Source organism: Paenibacillus sacheonensis (assembly GCF_009909195.1).
Taxonomy (GTDB): domain Bacteria; phylum Bacillota; class Bacilli; order Paenibacillales; family Paenibacillaceae; genus Paenibacillus_Z; species Paenibacillus_Z sacheonensis.
This window is the reverse complement of sequence record NZ_JAAAMU010000027.1, coordinates 39,368-56,956: the sequence shown is the minus strand read 5'-3', so window position 1 is coordinate 56,956 and position 17,589 is coordinate 39,368. Positions and strand designations below refer to the sequence as shown.

The following is a 17,589-nucleotide window of genomic DNA, read 5'->3' as shown; positions in this document are numbered from 1 at the left end:
GAAGATGGCTGCAAAGAATCGACTAGGCATCTTCCAGATGCATGATGCAGATGGAGTCGTGGACCGTTACATTGAATATCTGTTGGATGATTTGCGGCGTAATGTTAATCACTTGGTTATTGTTTGCAATGGCGGCATAAATGAAGAGGGCCGGTCTGCTCTTAAGAAATATACAACGGATGTATTCATACGCAAAAACGAAGGGTTCGATGCAGCGGCTATTAAAGAGACGCTGGAGGTTCTATTAGGTTGGGAGAGAGTTTATCAATACGATGAATTAGTGCTTGTTAATAACTCCTGCTTTGGGCCATTGTACCCCTTAGAATCAGTCTTTGAGACGATGGAACAGAAAGACGTTGACTTCTGGGGATTAACAGAGCAGCCTTCTCTTCCTAATTCATTCAGCTCACCGGCAATACATTCGCGATATTTGCCTTCACATATCCAAACTTATTTCTTGGTTATACGCCATAGACTGCTTCATAGTGAAGATTTTAGACGCATTTGGGACACGCTCCCCCAGATTTATAGCTGCGAAGAAGCAGTTATTCACTATGAATTAAGATTTACTGTCTTTTTTTCAGAGCTAGGATACATTCACGATACTTATGTGGATTCCGGACTATTTACCGTGATGAATCCTGAAGATAATTATGAGTATGTTATGTATGAATCCTATAGGCTGATCGCCGAGTGCAAGTGTCCACTAATAAAACGTGAGAATTTTTCCCGCCCCTTGAATAATACTCTGGAGGCTTCAGCCGGCGAGGATATGACGAGGGCTTTCGCCTATATTAGGGACAATACAACTTATAATGTGGACTTGATATGGAATCATCTGTTGCGTGTTTGTAATATTACCGATCTATATGAGATCATGCATTTGAATTTTATATTCCCGACCAAAACAAGGGGAAAATCTGAGTTTATTCATAAAAAATCAGCTATTATTATGCACATGTATTATCCGGACCTGGTCGAGGAATGTTTTAAATACATTAAGGGGATTCCTGAAGAGTTTGATGTGATTGTGACGACTAGTAGAGAGGATACTAAGCAGCAAATCGAGCAGTTGTTAGCTATGCATCGTATCCGTAACGGACGAATCGTATTGTCTCGCAATCGCGGACGGGAAATGAGTGCTTTGCTGGTAGAGTGTAAAGATTTACTCATGCAATATGAGTATCTTTGTTTTGTCCATGACAAGAAAGTAAGTGGGGCAGTGGGCGTTTCAAAAATAGGACAATCGTTCATGGATTTGTTATGGACAAACACACTGAAGAGCTCGGCATATATCTGGAATGTTTTAGATTGCTTTGAGGAGAATGCTCGTCTTGGCTGGCTAGCTCCTCCTGCACCCCACCATGCATCCTATCTAGGAGTAAATGCAGAGGGTTGGACATCAAGTTACCCGGCGACTAAGAATTTATCAGAACGTTTGGGTTTGACTGGCAGGCTAACGGAAGAGAAGGCTCCTTTTGCGCTTGGAACTGCCTTTTGGTGTCGTTCGCAAGCGTTAAGGCCGTTATTTGAACATGGGTTTGAGTATGAGGACTTTGCGGAAGAGCCGATGCCGATTGATGGTACGATTAGCCACGCGATCGAACGTATTTTCCCTTACGTCGCTCAGCACGAAGGATACTATAGCGGAGTAATGATGACGGACGAGTATGCTGCTATTCAGTCAGTAAATTACAGGTATATGCTCAATGAGTTGCTGAAACAAATAAAAAAAGAAAAAGGCATTCCTCACTACAGTTATACCTTTAAACAGGCAATGGATATGGCTAGCAGTGCTCACGTTCGAGAGTTTATTCTTCGACACAAGAAGGTTTTTATATACGGAACAGGAGATATCGCTTCAAGGTATGCTGCCAATTTGGTCGCCGAGAAGATTGATTTTGAAGGGTTTATCGTCTCGAATGGTCATCGTCAACAACAAGAACTCTTTAATCGGCCGGTTTATGAACTCACAAAGGATGAGCTCGACAGCGACATAGGAATTATCGTGGCTTTAAATCCGGTCCATCAGAGAGAAGTACTATTCTCGTTGAAAGAAAAGGGTTATAAGAATTTATTTATTATGTAATTTAAATAACAAATGCGAATGCGCAGGTGAGTTCATGGGGGCGAAAGTCAGCCTTGTTGTCGCTTGTTATAACAAGGCCCTATATCTTGGTGAAACACTTCGTTCAATTATGAATCAGGTGTGGGATAACATTGAAGTCGTACTCGTCAATGATGGTTCTACGGATGAGACAGTGCAGGTTCTCCATAAATGGCGACCGCGGTTGTTAGATAGAGGGTATGATGTCGTCATTATTAGCCAGCCCAATTCAGGGGTGGCAGCTGCACTGAAAAACGGACTGGTTCAATCAAGAGGACAGTATGTTTGTTTTCCAGATGCGGATGACGAATTGGATTCGGAATATGTTTCGTTGATGATTAATGCAATAGAAGCAGATAAAGGAGTTAATTTTGCAGTGTGCGGGTTGGCTGAAAGAAGTGTTGCAAACGGAACGCCGATGCCGATTAACTTCGCAGATAAAATTACGCCGAATACGACCATTGAAGAAGTTTTGTTGCAGAGAGTGCATAGTTCAATATGCGTATATCTCGTCAAACGTGAATATGCTGAGCGATGCGGGTTGACGAGTATGGTTACGGAAGACGCTACCTCGCAAGAACCGCAAATGACCACTCTGCTTTATGCAGGAGGTGGTAAATTAGTTCAGGTTGAAAAGTGCTTATATATCTATAACACCTTCGCAAGTAATTTGGCTGGAGGACGAGGGGAACAAAATGTTTCGGAGCACTACAGGAATCGCTTGAATTTATACAAACGAACAATTGCGCAACTTTCACGAAGCCCGTTTGAAAAGGAGCGGCTTATGGAGTTGGCTGCGATAGGATGCCGATATATGGCCGTCTCTATTGAAGGCGATGGTGAGAATGAAATCTTTTTACGTTCGTTGACTAATCGAATGCTTAGGATTGAGCCTAACCACTTACATTTAACCGGACGTATTATCGCTTACGGTGCACTGGGCCGGGTGGCAAGAAGTTTGTTACCGCTCATGAAAGGAACACCCCTACAGCCGGATATGTTATGGGATGCAGCAGCGGATGCTAGCTCTAAAGATTGCAATGGTTCTGTTGTAGTGAAGCCAGATGAAACGCAAGTAGAACGGGGTTATATTCTGATCTGTTTTCCGAAGTCTCATGTTGTGTTTGAAGAAGCAACGAAACTTGCTGCGTCTAAGGGTGCAAAAGTTCTTTCTTGGAATGATGTTATTGACTATCTTTCGAATTGGTATTATCCGGTGCGGAATGTCGTTTATTAAAGCCCTAAGAAACGAGCGTGAATATGACACAGTATATTTTCCCCTATCGTTCGATAGAAGCGGACAGCAGAATCGTTTTGTATGCTGCAGGCGATGTAGGACAGCAATACTATCGACAATTGCAGGCGACAGGTTACTGCGAAGTTGTACTTTGGTTGGATCGAACGCCCAACGGAAGTAACATTCAGATACCGGAATCCATTACTACACTTTCGAACGAAAGTTACGATTGGGTCGTGATTGCGGTTCAGCGTAAGGATCTAGTGGAGGAAATTAAAAATTCACTTGTCACGCTAGGAGTTCCGCTTTCTAAGATTATAGACGCAGCTCCTGTGGGAGTGTCTTTAAACAGTCATTACTCACGATTGACGCTTCGAGAATGGTTAGATGATACACGACGTGTGAAGGATGAACTATTGAGTTACTTTGTTAGGTCTCAAGGGGAAATTCAGTACTTTGACTGGCTGATACAAGAAATTAAAATAGGTTGTCTGGAAGACCAGCACCTTAAGCCTGTCGTTCAAAGACGTGCAATACAACTTGTCGAAGAAGCATGGGGTTCAACTGAGATGCGGTTAGTGCTTCTACGATTGATGCTTGAGGCAGATTGTTTCGACAAACGAATGATGCAGCTATTCGTAAAACATACCGGCGAGATGCATCATAATTCTGCGCAGAAGTACTGGCTGCTTAATGATATGTCAGGGATTTGGATGCATGCAGATGTTTTGTATGAGGATTTCTGGGTGGATAAACAGCGTGTAATGAAGGAATATGCCGAAGAGCTTGCTTTGATTTGGGATCCTCACCCGTATCGTAAAGAGAACAATAAAACGATATGTATGCTTACGATTGGATTTTATTTCGATTCGCATATGAGATTTACGTCTCCTATGGCGAAGGAGTTAATAAAAAGGAATTATCAGGTACATATTATCGATTTAATTCCATTTCGTAACGACTCGGGCGCTAATTTTTTGCAACCGAAGTATCCTCTGTCACTGTCAAATATTAGTGGGGATCATTATGACCAAATTCGAACGTATTATCCGGAGCCAATTCACCTGCATTATTCAGATGCAGCGACCATGAGGGAACGACAACAAGCTGTATTAGACTTGATTAGCAAGATTAACCCTAATTGTATTTTTGATCTAACAGATGAGTGGGGATTTATCTCGCCTTACTATTACCAAAATTATCCGACAATATATTTCCCAATTCGCAAACTACGAGAGTCGAGCTCGTTTTTTCATCGGTTCGTAATTCCGAATAATCTTCCGATCGAAGTCCAAGGGCCAATCCGGGAAGATCAATTGTTACCTGCCCCAATTCTTGTTGAATACGTAAATCCTAAGCGTGAATTTAAACGCATTGATTATGGATTTGAAAGTGATGACATTCTTGTAGTAACGGCAGGGACACGTCTGAATGTAGATATTAGTCCAGAGCTTATAGACACATTCTGCACGGCGATGAGTACTAATTCCAAGGTGAAGTGGATTTGTGTTGGCTCCGCTGAGCACCGCTATATGGTTGAGAATTATGCCCAATTCATTGGTAGCCAGATCTTTCTGTGGGGTTATGAAGATGACTTGCCGGGACTATATGGTATGTGTGATATCTATCTTAATCCGCAACGATTCGGCGGTGGGTTGAGCATTGCTTGGGCGATGCAGCATGGGCTTGCGCTGGCAACACCGCTAGGAGCCGACGGAGCGATGTTTTATGCGGGGGAAGAATTATCGTTACGAGACGAGAAAGAAGTTATTTCATATGTTATGAATATGGCAACTAATACTGAACTTCTCGTGCATAATCAAACAACTGTACGAGAGAAAACATCTGCTTGGAGTATAGAGAAGTATGTAGATGCGTTGTTAAACGGGGTGAATGACGTAATAGATGAATGTAACTTCGGAGGCGAATGAGTCAATGTACATTCCGTTCAATAAAGCACCAATCGTTGATACGACAATATCTTATATTTCGAAGGCACTAGGTGATCGGCAGGCTGGTGATGGAATTTTCACAGCACAGTGCTCATCTTGGATGGAGTCGCGATTCGATGTTTCAGGTGTGCTTTTGACGACTTCAGGTAGTCACGCTTTGGACATGTCGGCGTATCTATGTGAAATACAACCAGGTGATGAAGTGATTATGGCATCATATACATTCTCTTCGACTGCTAATGCATTCGCAGGACGAGGAGCGAAGATTGTGTTTGTTGACATCCGTCCTGATACGATGAACATAGATGAGTCGTTGATTGAAGAGGCAGTAACAGATCGCACCAAAGTTATAGTACCGATGCACTATGCTGGAGTATCCTGCGAGATGGATATGATTACTGATATCGCGCAGCGTCACGAGCTAATTGTAGTCGAGGATGCTGCGCAAGGTGTTATGTCGACCTATAAGGGCCGATCATTAGGTACAATTGGGGACTTCGGTTGTTATAGTTTCCATGAGACTAAAAACTATAGTATGGGTGAAGGTGGGGCACTTCTGATTCGTGACCCGTCCGTAATTCAGAAGGCAGAGATAATTCGTGAGAAGGGAACAAACCGCAGCCGTTTCTTTCGTGGAGAAATTGATAAGTATTCTTGGGTGGATTGGGGATCATCCTATTTACCCAGCGAGATGAATGCAGCATATTTATGGTCGCAATTAGAAGTAGCAGATGAAATTAATCTGATTCGACTAGCAAGGTGGCAGCAGTATTACGAAGCGCTTAAACCTCTAGAATATAATGGGTTGATTGAACTTCCACATATTCCCGAAGATTGTGTGCACAATGCCCACATGTTCTATATAAAGGTGGTAAATGAGAGTGTGCAGTCTGGATTAATAACTCATCTAAAGCAAATGGGCATCGCTGCAGTGTTTCACTATGTACCGTTGCACAGTTCGGAAGCAGGACGGAGGCTCGGGAGATTTCATGGTGAGGACAGATTCACGACGATTGAAAGCTCGCGACTGATCCGTTTACCGATGTTTTATTCGTTAACTAGTCAAAATGTCCAAGAAATCGTAGCTAGTATATACGGTTACTTTCAGAACTAAATACGCCATTCCAGACGGCTTACAAAGACTCTACAGTAATTTTTCCCAAATCGAATCTTTTTTCTATGCAGTGAAAATCAAATTCATGAAAAGTAGGCATGAATCATGAATCCGACGATTAGTGTACTGATGCCTGTCTATAATGGAGAGCTATACCTCCGAGAGGCTATCGAGAGTATATTAGGTCAAACGTTTACGGACTTCGAGTTTATCATTCTAGATGATGGATCGACGGACTACAGTGTGAATATTATAGAATCTTACCGTGATGCACGCATACAGATAGTCCGTAACAAAATAAATCTAGGTATAGTAGATACCTTAAATAAAGGACTGCAATTAGCTAAGGGTAAATATATCGCGAGAATGGATTGCGATGATATAAGTTTACAGGAACGATTCAGTGAACAAGTAGCGTATCTCGAAGAACACCCATATGTGGGAATTACCGCATCCGATATCCGATTTTTAGATGAGAATAATGAATTACTGGGCGCCTTAACTCCAGACGAAGTGAAATTGCATCTTTTATTTTATTGTTGTCTGGCTCATCCGGCAGTGATGATGCGTAAAAAGATGTTAGACCAGTATCAATTATCGTATAACCATGTTGTTGCGGAGGATTATGACTTATGGGTACGCTCATCTCGTTATTTCCAAGTTACTAGAACAAGCCAGCCTCTATTGCAATATAGAAGGCATGGAAGTCAACTAACCAAAACAAAGATGGTAGAAAATACTGAATCTACTGTCTCAATTCAAAAAAAGCAATTGCGAGAACTAGAAATTACTCCAGGTGCAGCGGACTTACTGATCCACAGCGAGATCGGACTACTATTTAACAGCAAGAAGGAATTGTATTTTTACAAGGATATGCAGATGAAATTAGAATGGCTGCATTTATTGCAGAAACAAAATGAAAAGAAATTATTATATAGTAAAAACAACGTCGTTGAGCTTATCGCTAGAATAGAATCTGAATATGCAAAATATATTCTGATTATTGATATGATTCAACAGAAGTCGAAACTGCATCGACTATATTTGTTTGGCGGTGGGGAAAACGGAGAGCGTTACCTCGAATTATTTAGAAGTTACGCAATTTCAGTAGAAGGCATTATTGATAACGCTGTAACAAAATGGGGTTCAACCATTAGGGGGGTAGAAGTAGTGCCGCCTAATGTATTAATTGAGGAGAAAGGAAATGTGTTTGTTGTTATTACTTCTATTTACGCAGTTGATATGGCAAAACAACTAGAAGGGTTAGGTCTAGTTATTTCAAGAGACTATATAATTCCTCATATAATAACGAATCATTAACGTAGGTATTAAAAGACAATGCTTACCTATAAATCCATTTGTTTGAGCAAGGAACATGAAGGAGGAGAAACGAACCGTTGACAGATAAGAAGTTGCTATGTTTTCTCATGACGGATAAAGGTCTGTCATCTTTGAAATATGCTATATATAGAGGATATAGTGAAAATATCGGCTGTGTCGTGTCCTACAACGATAAAAACATGAAAACGGATGATTCGCAGGGAATCTTCGCGCTTTGCGAGGAACATGGGATTCCGCACTATCTTTGGTTCGAAGTTAAGAACTATTTACCTGACATCATCGTAAATCACAAAATAACAAGTGCTGTGGCAATATCGTGGCAATATTTGATTGATCTGTCGATTAACGCTCTTTTACAAGATGATCTACTCATATTTCATGATTCCCTCCTGCCCAAATACAGGGGATTCGCACCTACTGTGACAGCTATGCTTTGTGGAGATAAGATAACGGGAGTATCTGTTCTTAAGGCATCTGAGCATGTGGATGCCGGCGATATCATTTTACAGGAACAAGTGGAAATATCCGATGCCGATTACATCAAAGATATTATTGAAAAACAGTCCCTGATCTATGCGGAATCCTTTGTAAAGATCATCAACAGATTAAGGAAAGGGAATTTAATAGCTTATCCTCAGGACCATGCCTTGGCAACTTACAGCGTATGGAGATCCTTGGAGGATTGTAAAATTGACTGGTCTCTTACTGCGTATAGGATTCATATCTTAGTTCGCGCCGTTAGTTCCCCATACCCAGGAGCTTATACATTCTACGAAAATAAGAAAATCATTATTAATAGAGCTGAAATGCTAGAAAAAGATATAAACTTTGCCATTCGTGACTTTGGGAAAGTCTGGGCCATCCAAAATGGGATACCCGTTGTAATTTGCGGTAGTGGAATGTTGCAGATTACCGATGCTTCATATGAGAATGGTGAAAAAGTGTTTTTTAATAAGTTACGGGTACGATTGAGTTAGGGAAAGTCGGTTGGTGGTATTATGCAAGTTGTATTCCATCAGAGCGTAATGCGTCATTGATTTGGCATCGCTGGACATGAGGATTAAAGATTACGACGTGAAATGATGGTATGTGAAGTACTTCCACCATAGAAGGCAAGGAGCTTACTATTATTTTAAGAAAGGGTAAGAGGAGCGCTGAGATGTCTACTTACAAGTGCATCGTATGGGGAACCGGTTACGATTATGAAATGCATTACAATGCGCTTAAATACCAAGAGATACTTGGTAATATCGTTATTGAGGGTATAACGTCGAATCAGCCTATATATGAGAAACTCGATGGTCATCGCTTTATATCAAAAAGTGAATTAGAAAATATTCAGTTTGATTTATTGATCGTCGCTAGCTTGGGGAAATTCAGCGAAATTATGCATGAGGCTATGCTATGTGGAGTTGAAGCCAGGAAGATAGTGAATATCAAAATCTTTGCATTGCCTGAACTCCAACTAGATAAATATTTGACACTTAGAAACTCCAATCTAACAATATTCTCTAATAATTGTTGGGGTGGTCTTACCTATAGCCGTCTTGGAATGGAATTCCTATCCCCGTTCATCAACATGTATGAGAGCGTCCCTGATTATTTACGATTCTTGAGAAATTCGAAACATTATTTAAATATTGAGCCCACGTTGGAAAGATACGTGTATGACTCGGTCCTTAAGCGTGAATATCCGGTAGCTCGAATAGATGATGTAGAATTGCATTTTAATCATTATTTCTCTTTTGACGAGGCTATTAACAAATGGAATAGTCGTGTTTCAAAAGTGAACTGGAATAACTTGTTCGTTATGATGTATACAGAAGATTATGAGGAAGCGAGCCAATTTATTGACTTGCCCTATGCGAGTAAAGTTTGTTTCGTTCCCTTTGAAACGTCAGAACCATCGCTGTTGTCTATTTCTTATAGCAGGATCGACGAGATGAGCAAAGTGCCGTTCTGGGCTATAGTAAACGGCTTAGCACAAGGTGCTTACAAGTACTATAACGCGCTCGATTTGCTGCAAGGCAACTTAAATCACGAACGGATCGAATTGCGATATTAGGAGGCTCTACCATGAAGGGCATCATTTTAGCGGGCGGCACTGGCTCACGATTATACCCGTTGACGAAAGTAACGAATAAGCATCTCCTGCCAGTCGGAAAATACCCGATGATATTCCATTCGGTCGCGAAGCTGAAGGAAGCGGATATCACCGATATTCTGATCGTCACAGGGAAGGATCATATGGGCGATGTGGTCAATCTGCTTGGCAGCGGTGCAGAGATGGGCGTCTCTTTCACCTATAAGGTCCAAGATGAAGCGGGCGGCATCGCGCAGGCACTGGGGCTCGCTGAACATTTCGTCAGAGATGACTCGATGGTCGTGATTTTGGGCGATAATGTATTCTCGGACAGCATCGCGCCATATGTGCAGGGATTTCGGGAGCAAGGCAAAGGCGCAAAGCTCCTTATTCAAGAAGTGCATGATCCAAACCGATACGGTGTACCGGAACTTAATGGCGATCAAATCGTCTCTATAGAAGAGAAGCCGCTTGTTCCTAAGAGCAGCTATGCCGTGACCGGTATCTATATGTTCGATTGGCAGGTCTTCAACATAGTGAAGACACTTAAGCCTTCAGCACGGGGCGAGCTGGAGATTACGGATGTAAACAATGCGTATATCGCTCGCGGAGAACTTAAATTCGATGTTCTTAAAGGCTGGTGGACGGATGCTGGCACGCATGCGTCGCTGGCGAAAGCCAATGAGCTGGCGCAGGATCTACTGTTCGGCGAGGAATTCGGCAAACTGAAGTTGTAGGGTTGAAAGGAAGTTGCTTAAGGGATGAAAATCATCGAAACGAAGCTCATAGGCGCGAAGTTGATCGAGTCGGCAGTCTTCGGCGACCAGCGCGGATTCTTCATGGAATCTTACAATGCGCAGCGCTTCGCCGAGCATGGCCTAACCCACGCGTTCGTTCAAGATAATCATGCCTTGTCCGTCGAGGCCGGTGTGCTTAGAGGGCTGCATTATCAGCTAAGCCCTAACGCTCAAACTAAGCTCGTACGCGTTACGGCTGGTGCGGTTTATGATGTCATTGTCGATTTGCGTCGTGGATCTCCTACGTACGGGCAGTGGGAAGACTTTACGCTATCGGCGGAGAACAAGCTTCAGCTGCTTGTCCCCAAGGGGTTCGCCCATGGTTACTGCACGCTTGAACCGAATACGGAGTTTCTGTATAAGGTAGACGACTACTACGCGCCCGAACAGGATCGCGGCATTGCATGGAACGACCCGGCGTTAGCGATTGACTGGCCGATCGTCCAGCCTATCCTGTCGGGCAAGGATGAGAAGCATCCGACGCTCGCGCAAGCCGAGCATAATTTTATATTTGAAGGGTGAGTCTGGCTATGCGTATGTTCATTACCGGCGGAGCCGGATTTATCGGAAGTAACTTTGTGCATTACATGCTGCGCGAACATCCGGAAGATCAGATTATCAATGCGGATTCGCTGACATATGCGGGAAATCTCGAGAATTTGCGCGCCGTCGAACAACAGCCGAACTATCGGTTTGCTCGCGTCGACATTACGGATCGCGAAGCGCTGCGTCCTCTTTTCGAGCAGGGAATCGATGCGGTCGTGAACTTCGCGGCGGAATCTCACGTGGACCGCAGTATCCTGGAACCGGACGTTTTCGTGCGCACGAACATTCTAGGGACGCAGACACTGCTCGACTTAGCAAAGGAATATAAGGTGCGCAAGTTCGTGCAAGTATCGACGGACGAAGTGTACGGCACGCTCGGCGACACGGGACTGTTCAGCGAAACGACGCCGCTTGCCGCGAACAGCCCATACTCCGCCAGCAAAGCTGGCGCCGATCTACTCGTTCGCGCTTACCATGAGACGTTTGGATTGCCTGTGAACATTACGCGATGCTCGAACAACTATGGCCCCTATCAATTCCCGGAGAAATTGATTCCCTTAATGATTCAGAACGCGCTTGCTGACAAGCAGCTGCCGGTGTACGGCGATGGGTTGAACGTGCGCGACTGGCTCTATGTCGAGGATCACTGCAGTGCGATCGATCTCGTGATTCGCAAAGGCGAGAATGGCGAGGTGTACAACGTAGGCGGCAACAACGAGCGAAATAATCTCCAAGTGGTGAGAACGATTCTACAGGAACTGGGCAAGCCGGAGTCGCTCATCACTTACGTAACGGATCGCCCGGGCCATGACCGCAGGTATGCGATTGATGCAACGAAAATTCGCGCGGAGCTGGGTTGGCAGCCGAAGTACGTCTATGAGTCGGGTATCGTCGAGACCATCCGCTGGTATCTGAGCAATCCAGAGTGGATGGAGCAAGTGAAGTCCGGCGGATATCGGGACTATTATGAGAAGCAGTATGGGGAACGGCTGCAAAGCTAACGGAAAAGCACGCAAGCGGCGAAAGAATATCGGTGGCGCGGAGCAGGTGGGTTTCGAATAGGGGGGCTTTTGCTCGTTCGGAGACTTACACAACCCCCGAATCCGATGCCGTACACTGCCTGCTCGGAGATGGTTCACAGAGTGGAGCAATTTGTCACCCGAGTTCAGAAGAATAGATAGATTGCGAGACCGTAATTTACGCGGAAAAAGAAACAGTAGAGAAGCGCAAATGAATTCGCTTACAAAAGTTATTGACAATATTGTGAAGCCTCTGGTATATTTCACTTGTGGGCCACGCTTAGTGATCTCGCAGCTATTTGAAGATGAAGGGAATGTTCTGAATGCAAGGTAAAGTTAAATGGTTCAACGCTGAAAAGGGTTATGGATTCATCGAAACTGAGCAAGGCGGCGACGTATTTGTTCACTTCTCCGCAATCCAATCCGAAGGCTTCAAAACTCTTGAAGAAGGCCAATCCGTAGAGTTCGACATCGTCGAAGGCGCGCGCGGTCCTCAAGCAGCTAACGTAACTAAACTGTAATTATCCCGCTGTTAAGCGGCCACATCATACATGGTATGCGCGCTTAACCGAATGAGATAAGCAACAGCCCCGGGCAACCGGGGCTTTTTGTTTTGCCATGAGCTGTGCGCGGCGTAGATTTCCGGAACGCATCAGTGGCAGGTGCACGCCGTGTCTTGCGATCAAACAATCGAGCCCAGAGTGGATCCGTTCTTTGACCGCGGGCTCTACAAGTACTTGACCCGAGGGTGGGTGCAAGCCCGGAAACAACCCGCGAAGAAGATATCGTTTCGAACGGGGACAGCTCGTTTAAATATTGTAAGAACATTCACAAAATACAGAAAATATCTTTGAGCCGCCCAGAATAAGATGTTATAATAAGAGCATGTAAAGGAGGAATGCCCCATGAAATACAACATTCGAGGTCAACACATCTTGGTGACAGACGCCTTGCGCGATTATGTCGAGAAGAAATTGAACCGCCTGGAAAAGTATTTTGAAGAGCCCTCAGCCTCCGAAACAAATGTAACGTTGAGCGTTACGAAAGGAAGACATTCCGTCGAGGTGACGATCCCGTTAACGAATGCACTGCTAAGAGCGGAAGAGAAAAGCGAGGATATGTACGCTTCGATCGATCTGGTCGTAGACAAACTGGAACGGCAAATACGCAAACATAAAACGAGAATAAATAGTAAATTCCGTAAGGAGAGCGGCATCCGCACGATGTTCAAGGACGACGGTGCTGCGGTTCGCGTGGCAGACGAAGAGGAAGACTTCGAGTTGGTGCGCACGAAGCGGTTTCTGCTCAAGCCGATGGACGTCGAAGAGGCGATCCTCCAGATGAATATGGTCGGTCACTCCTTCTTCATGTTCGCCAATTCGGATACCAAGGAAGTGAATGTCGTCTATAGACGCAGCGACGGCCGATACGGCTTGCTGGAAGCGGATTAATAGGTAGCGCAAGGAAGCCCTGGGCAACCAGGGCTTTTTTGCTCTTCAGGCTTCAGCCTGCTTCAGGTTTACCCATCTTATCCCTATGCCCGCCAACATTGCGGGAACAGCCGCAAACTGTTACAATTTATGCAAACAGGCGTAACATCGAAAGGGGAAGACCATGCTCGGACTTGTAAAGAAATTATTCGGAGACGCCAACGAACGAGAGATTAAGCGTCTTATGCGTACAGTAGAGGAAATTAATGGACTAGAACCGCAGATCGCTCAGCTTTCGGACGAGGGTCTTCGGGATAAAACGGCGGAATTCAGAGGCCGTCTGGAACAAGGAGAGGATATCGACGCTCTGCTCCCGGAGGCGTTCGCCGTTGTAAGAGAAGCATCCAAGCGCGTTCTGGACAAGCGCCACTATGACGTACAGCTGATCGGCGGCATGGTGCTGCATGAAGGGCAAATCGCCGAGATGAAGACCGGTGAAGGTAAAACGCTCGTGGCGACGCTGTCGGTTTACTTGAATGCGTTGCTCGGAAAAGGCGTTCATGTCGTAACCGTCAACGATTATCTCGCGATGCGCGATAGCGAGCAGATGGGACAGCTATATCAATTTCTTGGCATGACCGTCGGTTGTAACCTGCACGGCCTCTCGCACGACGAGAAGCAGGCAGCGTATGCATGCGACATCACATATGGAACGAACAATGAGTTCGGTTTTGACTATTTGCGCGACAACATGGTGCTGTACAAGGAACAGATGGTTCAGCGTCCGTTGTATTATGCGATTATCGACGAAGTGGATTCCATCCTCGTCGATGAGGCGCGTACGCCGCTTATCATTTCGGGTCAGGCTGCAAAGTCGACCGAGATGTATTTTGCCGCGGACCGTTTCGTGCAGCGTATGAAAGAAGAAGAAGATTACACGGTAGACATCAAGGTGCGGTCCGTCACGATGACGGAAGCGGGCGTAGAGAAAGCCGAGAAGGCGTTCGGCATCGAGAACTTGTACGATCATGCCAACGTCCTCATCAATCACCACATTCAACAGGCATTGAAAGCACATGTTATTATGAAGCGCGACGTCGACTACGTCGTTCAAGACGAAGAAGTCGTGATCGTCGATGAATTCACGGGCCGTCTGATGGCGGGCCGTCGCTACAGCGATGGTTTGCACCAAGCGATCGAAGCCAAGGAGCAAATCAAGGTTCAGAACGAGAGCATGACGCTCGCGACGATTACGTTCCAGAACTACTTCCGGATGTACCGCAAGCTGGCCGGCATGACCGGTACGGCGAAGACGGAGGAAGAAGAGTTTAAGAAGATCTACGGTTTGGAAGTTATTCAAGTGCCGACGAACCGGAAGAACATCCGTAACGATATCGCGGATGTCGTGTACAAGACGGAGAACGGCAAGTTCAAGGCCGTCGTCGAAGAGATCGTCAAGCGCCACGCGAATAGGCAGCCGGTGCTGGTCGGTACCGTATCGATCGAGAACTCCGAGAAGCTGTCCGAACTGCTGAAGAAGCGCGGCGTCGAGCACAAAGTGCTTAATGCGAAGTATCATGCCGAGGAAGCGGAGATCATCTCGCGCGCGGGTCAATCGAACTCGGTTACGATCGCGACGAACATGGCCGGCCGCGGTACGGATATTTTGCTGGAAGACATCGTCGGCGGTTTGGGCGGTCTGCATATTATCGGTACGGAACGCCACGAGAGCCGTCGGATTGACAATCAGCTCCGCGGTCGTGCGGGCCGTCAAGGCGATCCGGGTTCGTCGCAGTTCTACCTGTCCCTCGAGGATGATCTGATGCGCCGCTTCGGCTCCGAGAATATCATGGGCATGATGGAGCGCCTCGGCTTCGAGGAAGACCAGCCGATCGAGAGCCGCCTTATCTCGCGTGCGATCGAGTCCGCTCAGAAACGGGTAGAGGGCAATAACTTCGATCAGCGTAAAATCGTCCTTCAATATGATGACGTCATGAACCAGCAGCGCGAAATCATTTACAAGCAGCGCCGCGAAGTGCTCTTCTCCGAGAATATTCGCGAGATCGTTCTTGAGATGATCAAGCCGGTGGTCACGAAGATCGTCGAAGCGCATTGTCCTTCCGACGATGTGCCGGAGAACTGGGAGCTGCAGGAAATCGTCGATTACGCCGAAGGCAATATTTTGAACGACGGCATGATTACGAAGGATGATCTGTGGGGGAAAGAACCGCAGGAAATCATCGAATTCCTGCTCGATAAAGTCAATGCACTGTACAACCAGCGCGAAGAAGAAATCGGAACGGACACGATGCGAGAATTCGAGAAGGTCGTCGTGCTGCGTGCGGTAGACAGCAAATGGATGGATCATATCGATGCCATGGACCAACTGCGTCAAGGTATCCACTTGCGCGCATACGGCGGTACGGATCCGCTTCGCGAGTACCAATTCGAAGGCTTCGAGATGTTCAAGGAAATGATCGAGCATATTCAAGAAGAAGTAACGAAATATATTATGAAGGCGCATGTCGAGAACAACCTCGAGCGTCAAGAAGTCGCTAAAGGCCAAACGGAATCCGGCGGCAGCAGCGAGAATGCGCAGAAGCGCCCGGTCCGCAAGGATGAGCGCGTGAAGCGGAACGATCCGTGCCCATGCGGCAGCGGCAAGAAATACAAGCAGTGCCACGGACTATAAGCCCGGTTTTTGCATAGGTTAGGGCAATGAACCGAATGTTGAGGTGAAGCGATAGTCATGATAGATATCACGGTGAAACAGGATCTGCGTGAAATGGCGAAGCGTCTCCAAGAACTCAGGGGGTCTCTTTGACTTAGATATTAAGCAAGAGATGATTTTGAACTTCGAAGAGAAAATGAGCGCCCCCGACTTCTGGGACGACAACGAGCGCGCCCAAAGCACCATCGCGGAGATGAATGCCGTTAAGTCCGTCGTCGATGAATACGAACGGATGCAAAGCGAGCAGGAAGATCTGGAGACGATGCTGGAGCTGGCGGAAGAGGAAGACGACGAGGAAATGGATGCCGAGCTCAAGAAAAGCGTGGCAGGTCTCGTGGCTAAAGTAGCGGAGTTCGAGCTGCAGCTGCTGCTCTTCGAACCCTACGATAAGCTGAACGCCATCCTCGAGCTGCATCCGGGCGCCGGCGGTACGGAGTCGCAGGACTGGTGCCAGATGCTGTATCGCATGTATACGCGCTGGGCCGAGAAGCACGGCTTCAAGGTAGAACTGCTCGACTATTTGGCCGGCGACGAGGCGGGGATCAAGAGCGTCACGATTTCGGTCAAAGGGCATAATGCTTACGGGTATTTGAAGGCGGAGAAAGGCGTTCACCGTCTCGTGCGGATTTCTCCGTTCGACGCCGCGGGCCGCCGACATACGTCCTTCGTATCCTGCGATATCATGCCGGAGATCGACGACGATATCGAAATCGAGATCCGGAGCGAAGATTTGAAGGTCGACACGTACCGCGCGAGCGGCGCCGGCGGCCAGCATATCAATAAGACGGAGTCGGCGATTCGGATCACGCACGTGCCGTCAGGCATTGTCGTCTCGTGCCAAACGCAGCGTTCGCAGATCCAGAACCGGGAGCGCGCCATGCAGATGCTGCGTTCCAAGCTCTACGAGCGCAAGATCGAAGAACAGCAGAAGCATCTCGCGGAAATCCGCGGCGAACAGTCCGATATCGCATGGGGCAGCCAGATCCGCTCCTATGTGTTCCACCCGTACAGCATGGTGAAGGACCACCGGACTTCGGTGGAAACCGGCAACGTTGGCGCGGTCATGGACGGAGACCTGGATATGTTCATCGACGGCTATCTGCGTAGCAAAATCCGCCATGAGGAGAATTAAGCCGAAGGCGTGCATAGGCTAGGCAAAGAGTTCCGACACTGATAAGTGTTGGAACTCTTTTTTGTGTGTCTTAGGAGGGCGACGGTTCGATAAAGGAGCG

The 17,589-nt window shown here is 46.3% G+C and carries 14 protein-coding genes; all 14 read left to right on the top strand.

What is annotated here, in order from left to right:
• Nucleotides 1-4 precede the first annotated feature (4 nt).
• The 14 genes from GT003_RS29650 to prfB all read left to right on the top strand — a co-directional run bounded on the left by GT003_RS29650 (nt 5) and on the right by prfB (nt 17,489).
• On the top strand, nt 5-2,089 hold the full coding sequence (locus GT003_RS29650; protein WP_161704845.1) for a rhamnan synthesis F family protein: 2,085 nt from the start codon (nt 5-7) through the stop codon (nt 2,087-2,089).
• Nucleotides 2,090-2,123: 34 nt separating this feature from the next.
• Entirely contained in the window at nt 2,124-3,344 is a 1,221-nt protein-coding gene (locus GT003_RS29645; RefSeq protein WP_161704844.1) for a glycosyltransferase family 2 protein, read from the top strand.
• A 23-nt stretch (nt 3,345-3,367) separates the two neighbouring features.
• Nucleotides 3,368-5,275 (top strand): glycosyltransferase family protein, encoded by a 1,908-nt coding sequence (locus tag GT003_RS29640; RefSeq protein ID WP_161704842.1) that lies wholly within the window; start codon nt 3,368-3,370, stop codon nt 5,273-5,275.
• A 4-nt stretch (nt 5,276-5,279) separates the two neighbouring features.
• A complete protein-coding gene (gene rffA, locus GT003_RS29635) occupies nt 5,280-6,410 on the top strand; it encodes a dTDP-4-amino-4,6-dideoxygalactose transaminase (protein WP_161704840.1) in 1,131 nt (376 codons plus the stop codon).
• A 105-nt stretch (nt 6,411-6,515) separates the two neighbouring features.
• Complete coding sequence (locus GT003_RS29630) at nt 6,516-7,730, top strand: glycosyltransferase family 2 protein (RefSeq protein ID WP_161704838.1); 1,215 nt, start codon at nt 6,516-6,518, stop codon at nt 7,728-7,730.
• 77 nt (nt 7,731-7,807) lie between these two features.
• On the top strand, nt 7,808-8,728 hold the full coding sequence (locus GT003_RS29625) for a methionyl-tRNA formyltransferase (protein ID WP_161704836.1): 921 nt from the start codon (nt 7,808-7,810) through the stop codon (nt 8,726-8,728).
• Between the two features lie 182 nt (nt 8,729-8,910).
• Entirely contained in the window at nt 8,911-9,816 is a 906-nt protein-coding gene (locus tag GT003_RS29620; protein ID WP_161704834.1) for a DUF1919 domain-containing protein, read from the top strand.
• Between the two features lie 11 nt (nt 9,817-9,827).
• On the top strand, nt 9,828-10,571 hold the full coding sequence (locus tag GT003_RS29615; protein ID WP_161704832.1) for a sugar phosphate nucleotidyltransferase: 744 nt from the start codon (nt 9,828-9,830) through the stop codon (nt 10,569-10,571).
• A gap of 24 nt (nt 10,572-10,595) precedes the next feature.
• On the top strand, nt 10,596-11,153 hold the full coding sequence (gene rfbC / locus GT003_RS29610; protein ID WP_161704830.1) for a dTDP-4-dehydrorhamnose 3,5-epimerase: 558 nt from the start codon (nt 10,596-10,598) through the stop codon (nt 11,151-11,153).
• Between the two features lie 8 nt (nt 11,154-11,161).
• Nucleotides 11,162-12,178: a dTDP-glucose 4,6-dehydratase gene (gene rfbB, locus GT003_RS29605; RefSeq protein ID WP_161704828.1), complete on the top strand. Its 1,017-nt coding sequence runs from the start codon at nt 11,162-11,164 to the stop codon at nt 12,176-12,178.
• 341 nt (nt 12,179-12,519) lie between these two features.
• Entirely contained in the window at nt 12,520-12,717 is a 198-nt protein-coding gene (locus GT003_RS29600) for a cold shock domain-containing protein (RefSeq protein ID WP_090575545.1), read from the top strand.
• A gap of 384 nt (nt 12,718-13,101) precedes the next feature.
• Nucleotides 13,102-13,647: a ribosome hibernation-promoting factor, HPF/YfiA family gene (gene hpf, locus GT003_RS29595; RefSeq protein ID WP_161704826.1), complete on the top strand. Its 546-nt coding sequence runs from the start codon at nt 13,102-13,104 to the stop codon at nt 13,645-13,647.
• A gap of 163 nt (nt 13,648-13,810) precedes the next feature.
• Entirely contained in the window at nt 13,811-16,318 is a 2,508-nt protein-coding gene (gene secA / locus GT003_RS29590; protein ID WP_161704824.1) for a preprotein translocase subunit SecA, read from the top strand.
• A gap of 57 nt (nt 16,319-16,375) precedes the next feature.
• A protein-coding gene (prfB, locus tag GT003_RS29585; protein WP_161704822.1) for a peptide chain release factor 2 occupies nt 16,376-17,489 on the top strand; the annotation gives its coding sequence in 2 pieces (ribosomal slippage) (nt 16,376-16,447 and nt 16,449-17,489; 1,113 coding nt in all).
• Nucleotides 17,490-17,589: the final 100 nt, after the last annotated feature.

What these genes read in the sequence shown, in the direction of transcription:
- secA (WP_161704824.1), top strand. Translation starts at nt 13,811, where the DNA reads ATGCTCGGACTTGTAAAGAAATTATTCGGAGACGCCAACGAACGAGAG.
- rffA (WP_161704840.1), top strand. Translation starts at nt 5,280, where the DNA reads ATGTACATTCCGTTCAATAAAGCACCAATCGTTGATACGACAATATCT.
- GT003_RS29640 (WP_161704842.1), top strand. Translation starts at nt 3,368, where the DNA reads ATGACACAGTATATTTTCCCCTATCGTTCGATAGAAGCGGACAGCAGA.
- GT003_RS29600 (WP_090575545.1), top strand. Translation starts at nt 12,520, where the DNA reads ATGCAAGGTAAAGTTAAATGGTTCAACGCTGAAAAGGGTTATGGATTC.
- rfbC (WP_161704830.1), top strand. Translation starts at nt 10,596, where the DNA reads ATGAAAATCATCGAAACGAAGCTCATAGGCGCGAAGTTGATCGAGTCG.
- rfbB (WP_161704828.1), top strand. Translation starts at nt 11,162, where the DNA reads ATGCGTATGTTCATTACCGGCGGAGCCGGATTTATCGGAAGTAACTTT.
- GT003_RS29645 (WP_161704844.1), top strand. Translation starts at nt 2,124, where the DNA reads ATGGGGGCGAAAGTCAGCCTTGTTGTCGCTTGTTATAACAAGGCCCTA.
- GT003_RS29630 (WP_161704838.1), top strand. Translation starts at nt 6,516, where the DNA reads ATGAATCCGACGATTAGTGTACTGATGCCTGTCTATAATGGAGAGCTA.
- hpf (WP_161704826.1), top strand. Translation starts at nt 13,102, where the DNA reads ATGAAATACAACATTCGAGGTCAACACATCTTGGTGACAGACGCCTTG.
- GT003_RS29620 (WP_161704834.1), top strand. Translation starts at nt 8,911, where the DNA reads ATGTCTACTTACAAGTGCATCGTATGGGGAACCGGTTACGATTATGAA.
- GT003_RS29650 (WP_161704845.1), top strand. Translation starts at nt 5, where the DNA reads ATGGCTGCAAAGAATCGACTAGGCATCTTCCAGATGCATGATGCAGAT.
- GT003_RS29615 (WP_161704832.1), top strand. Translation starts at nt 9,828, where the DNA reads ATGAAGGGCATCATTTTAGCGGGCGGCACTGGCTCACGATTATACCCG.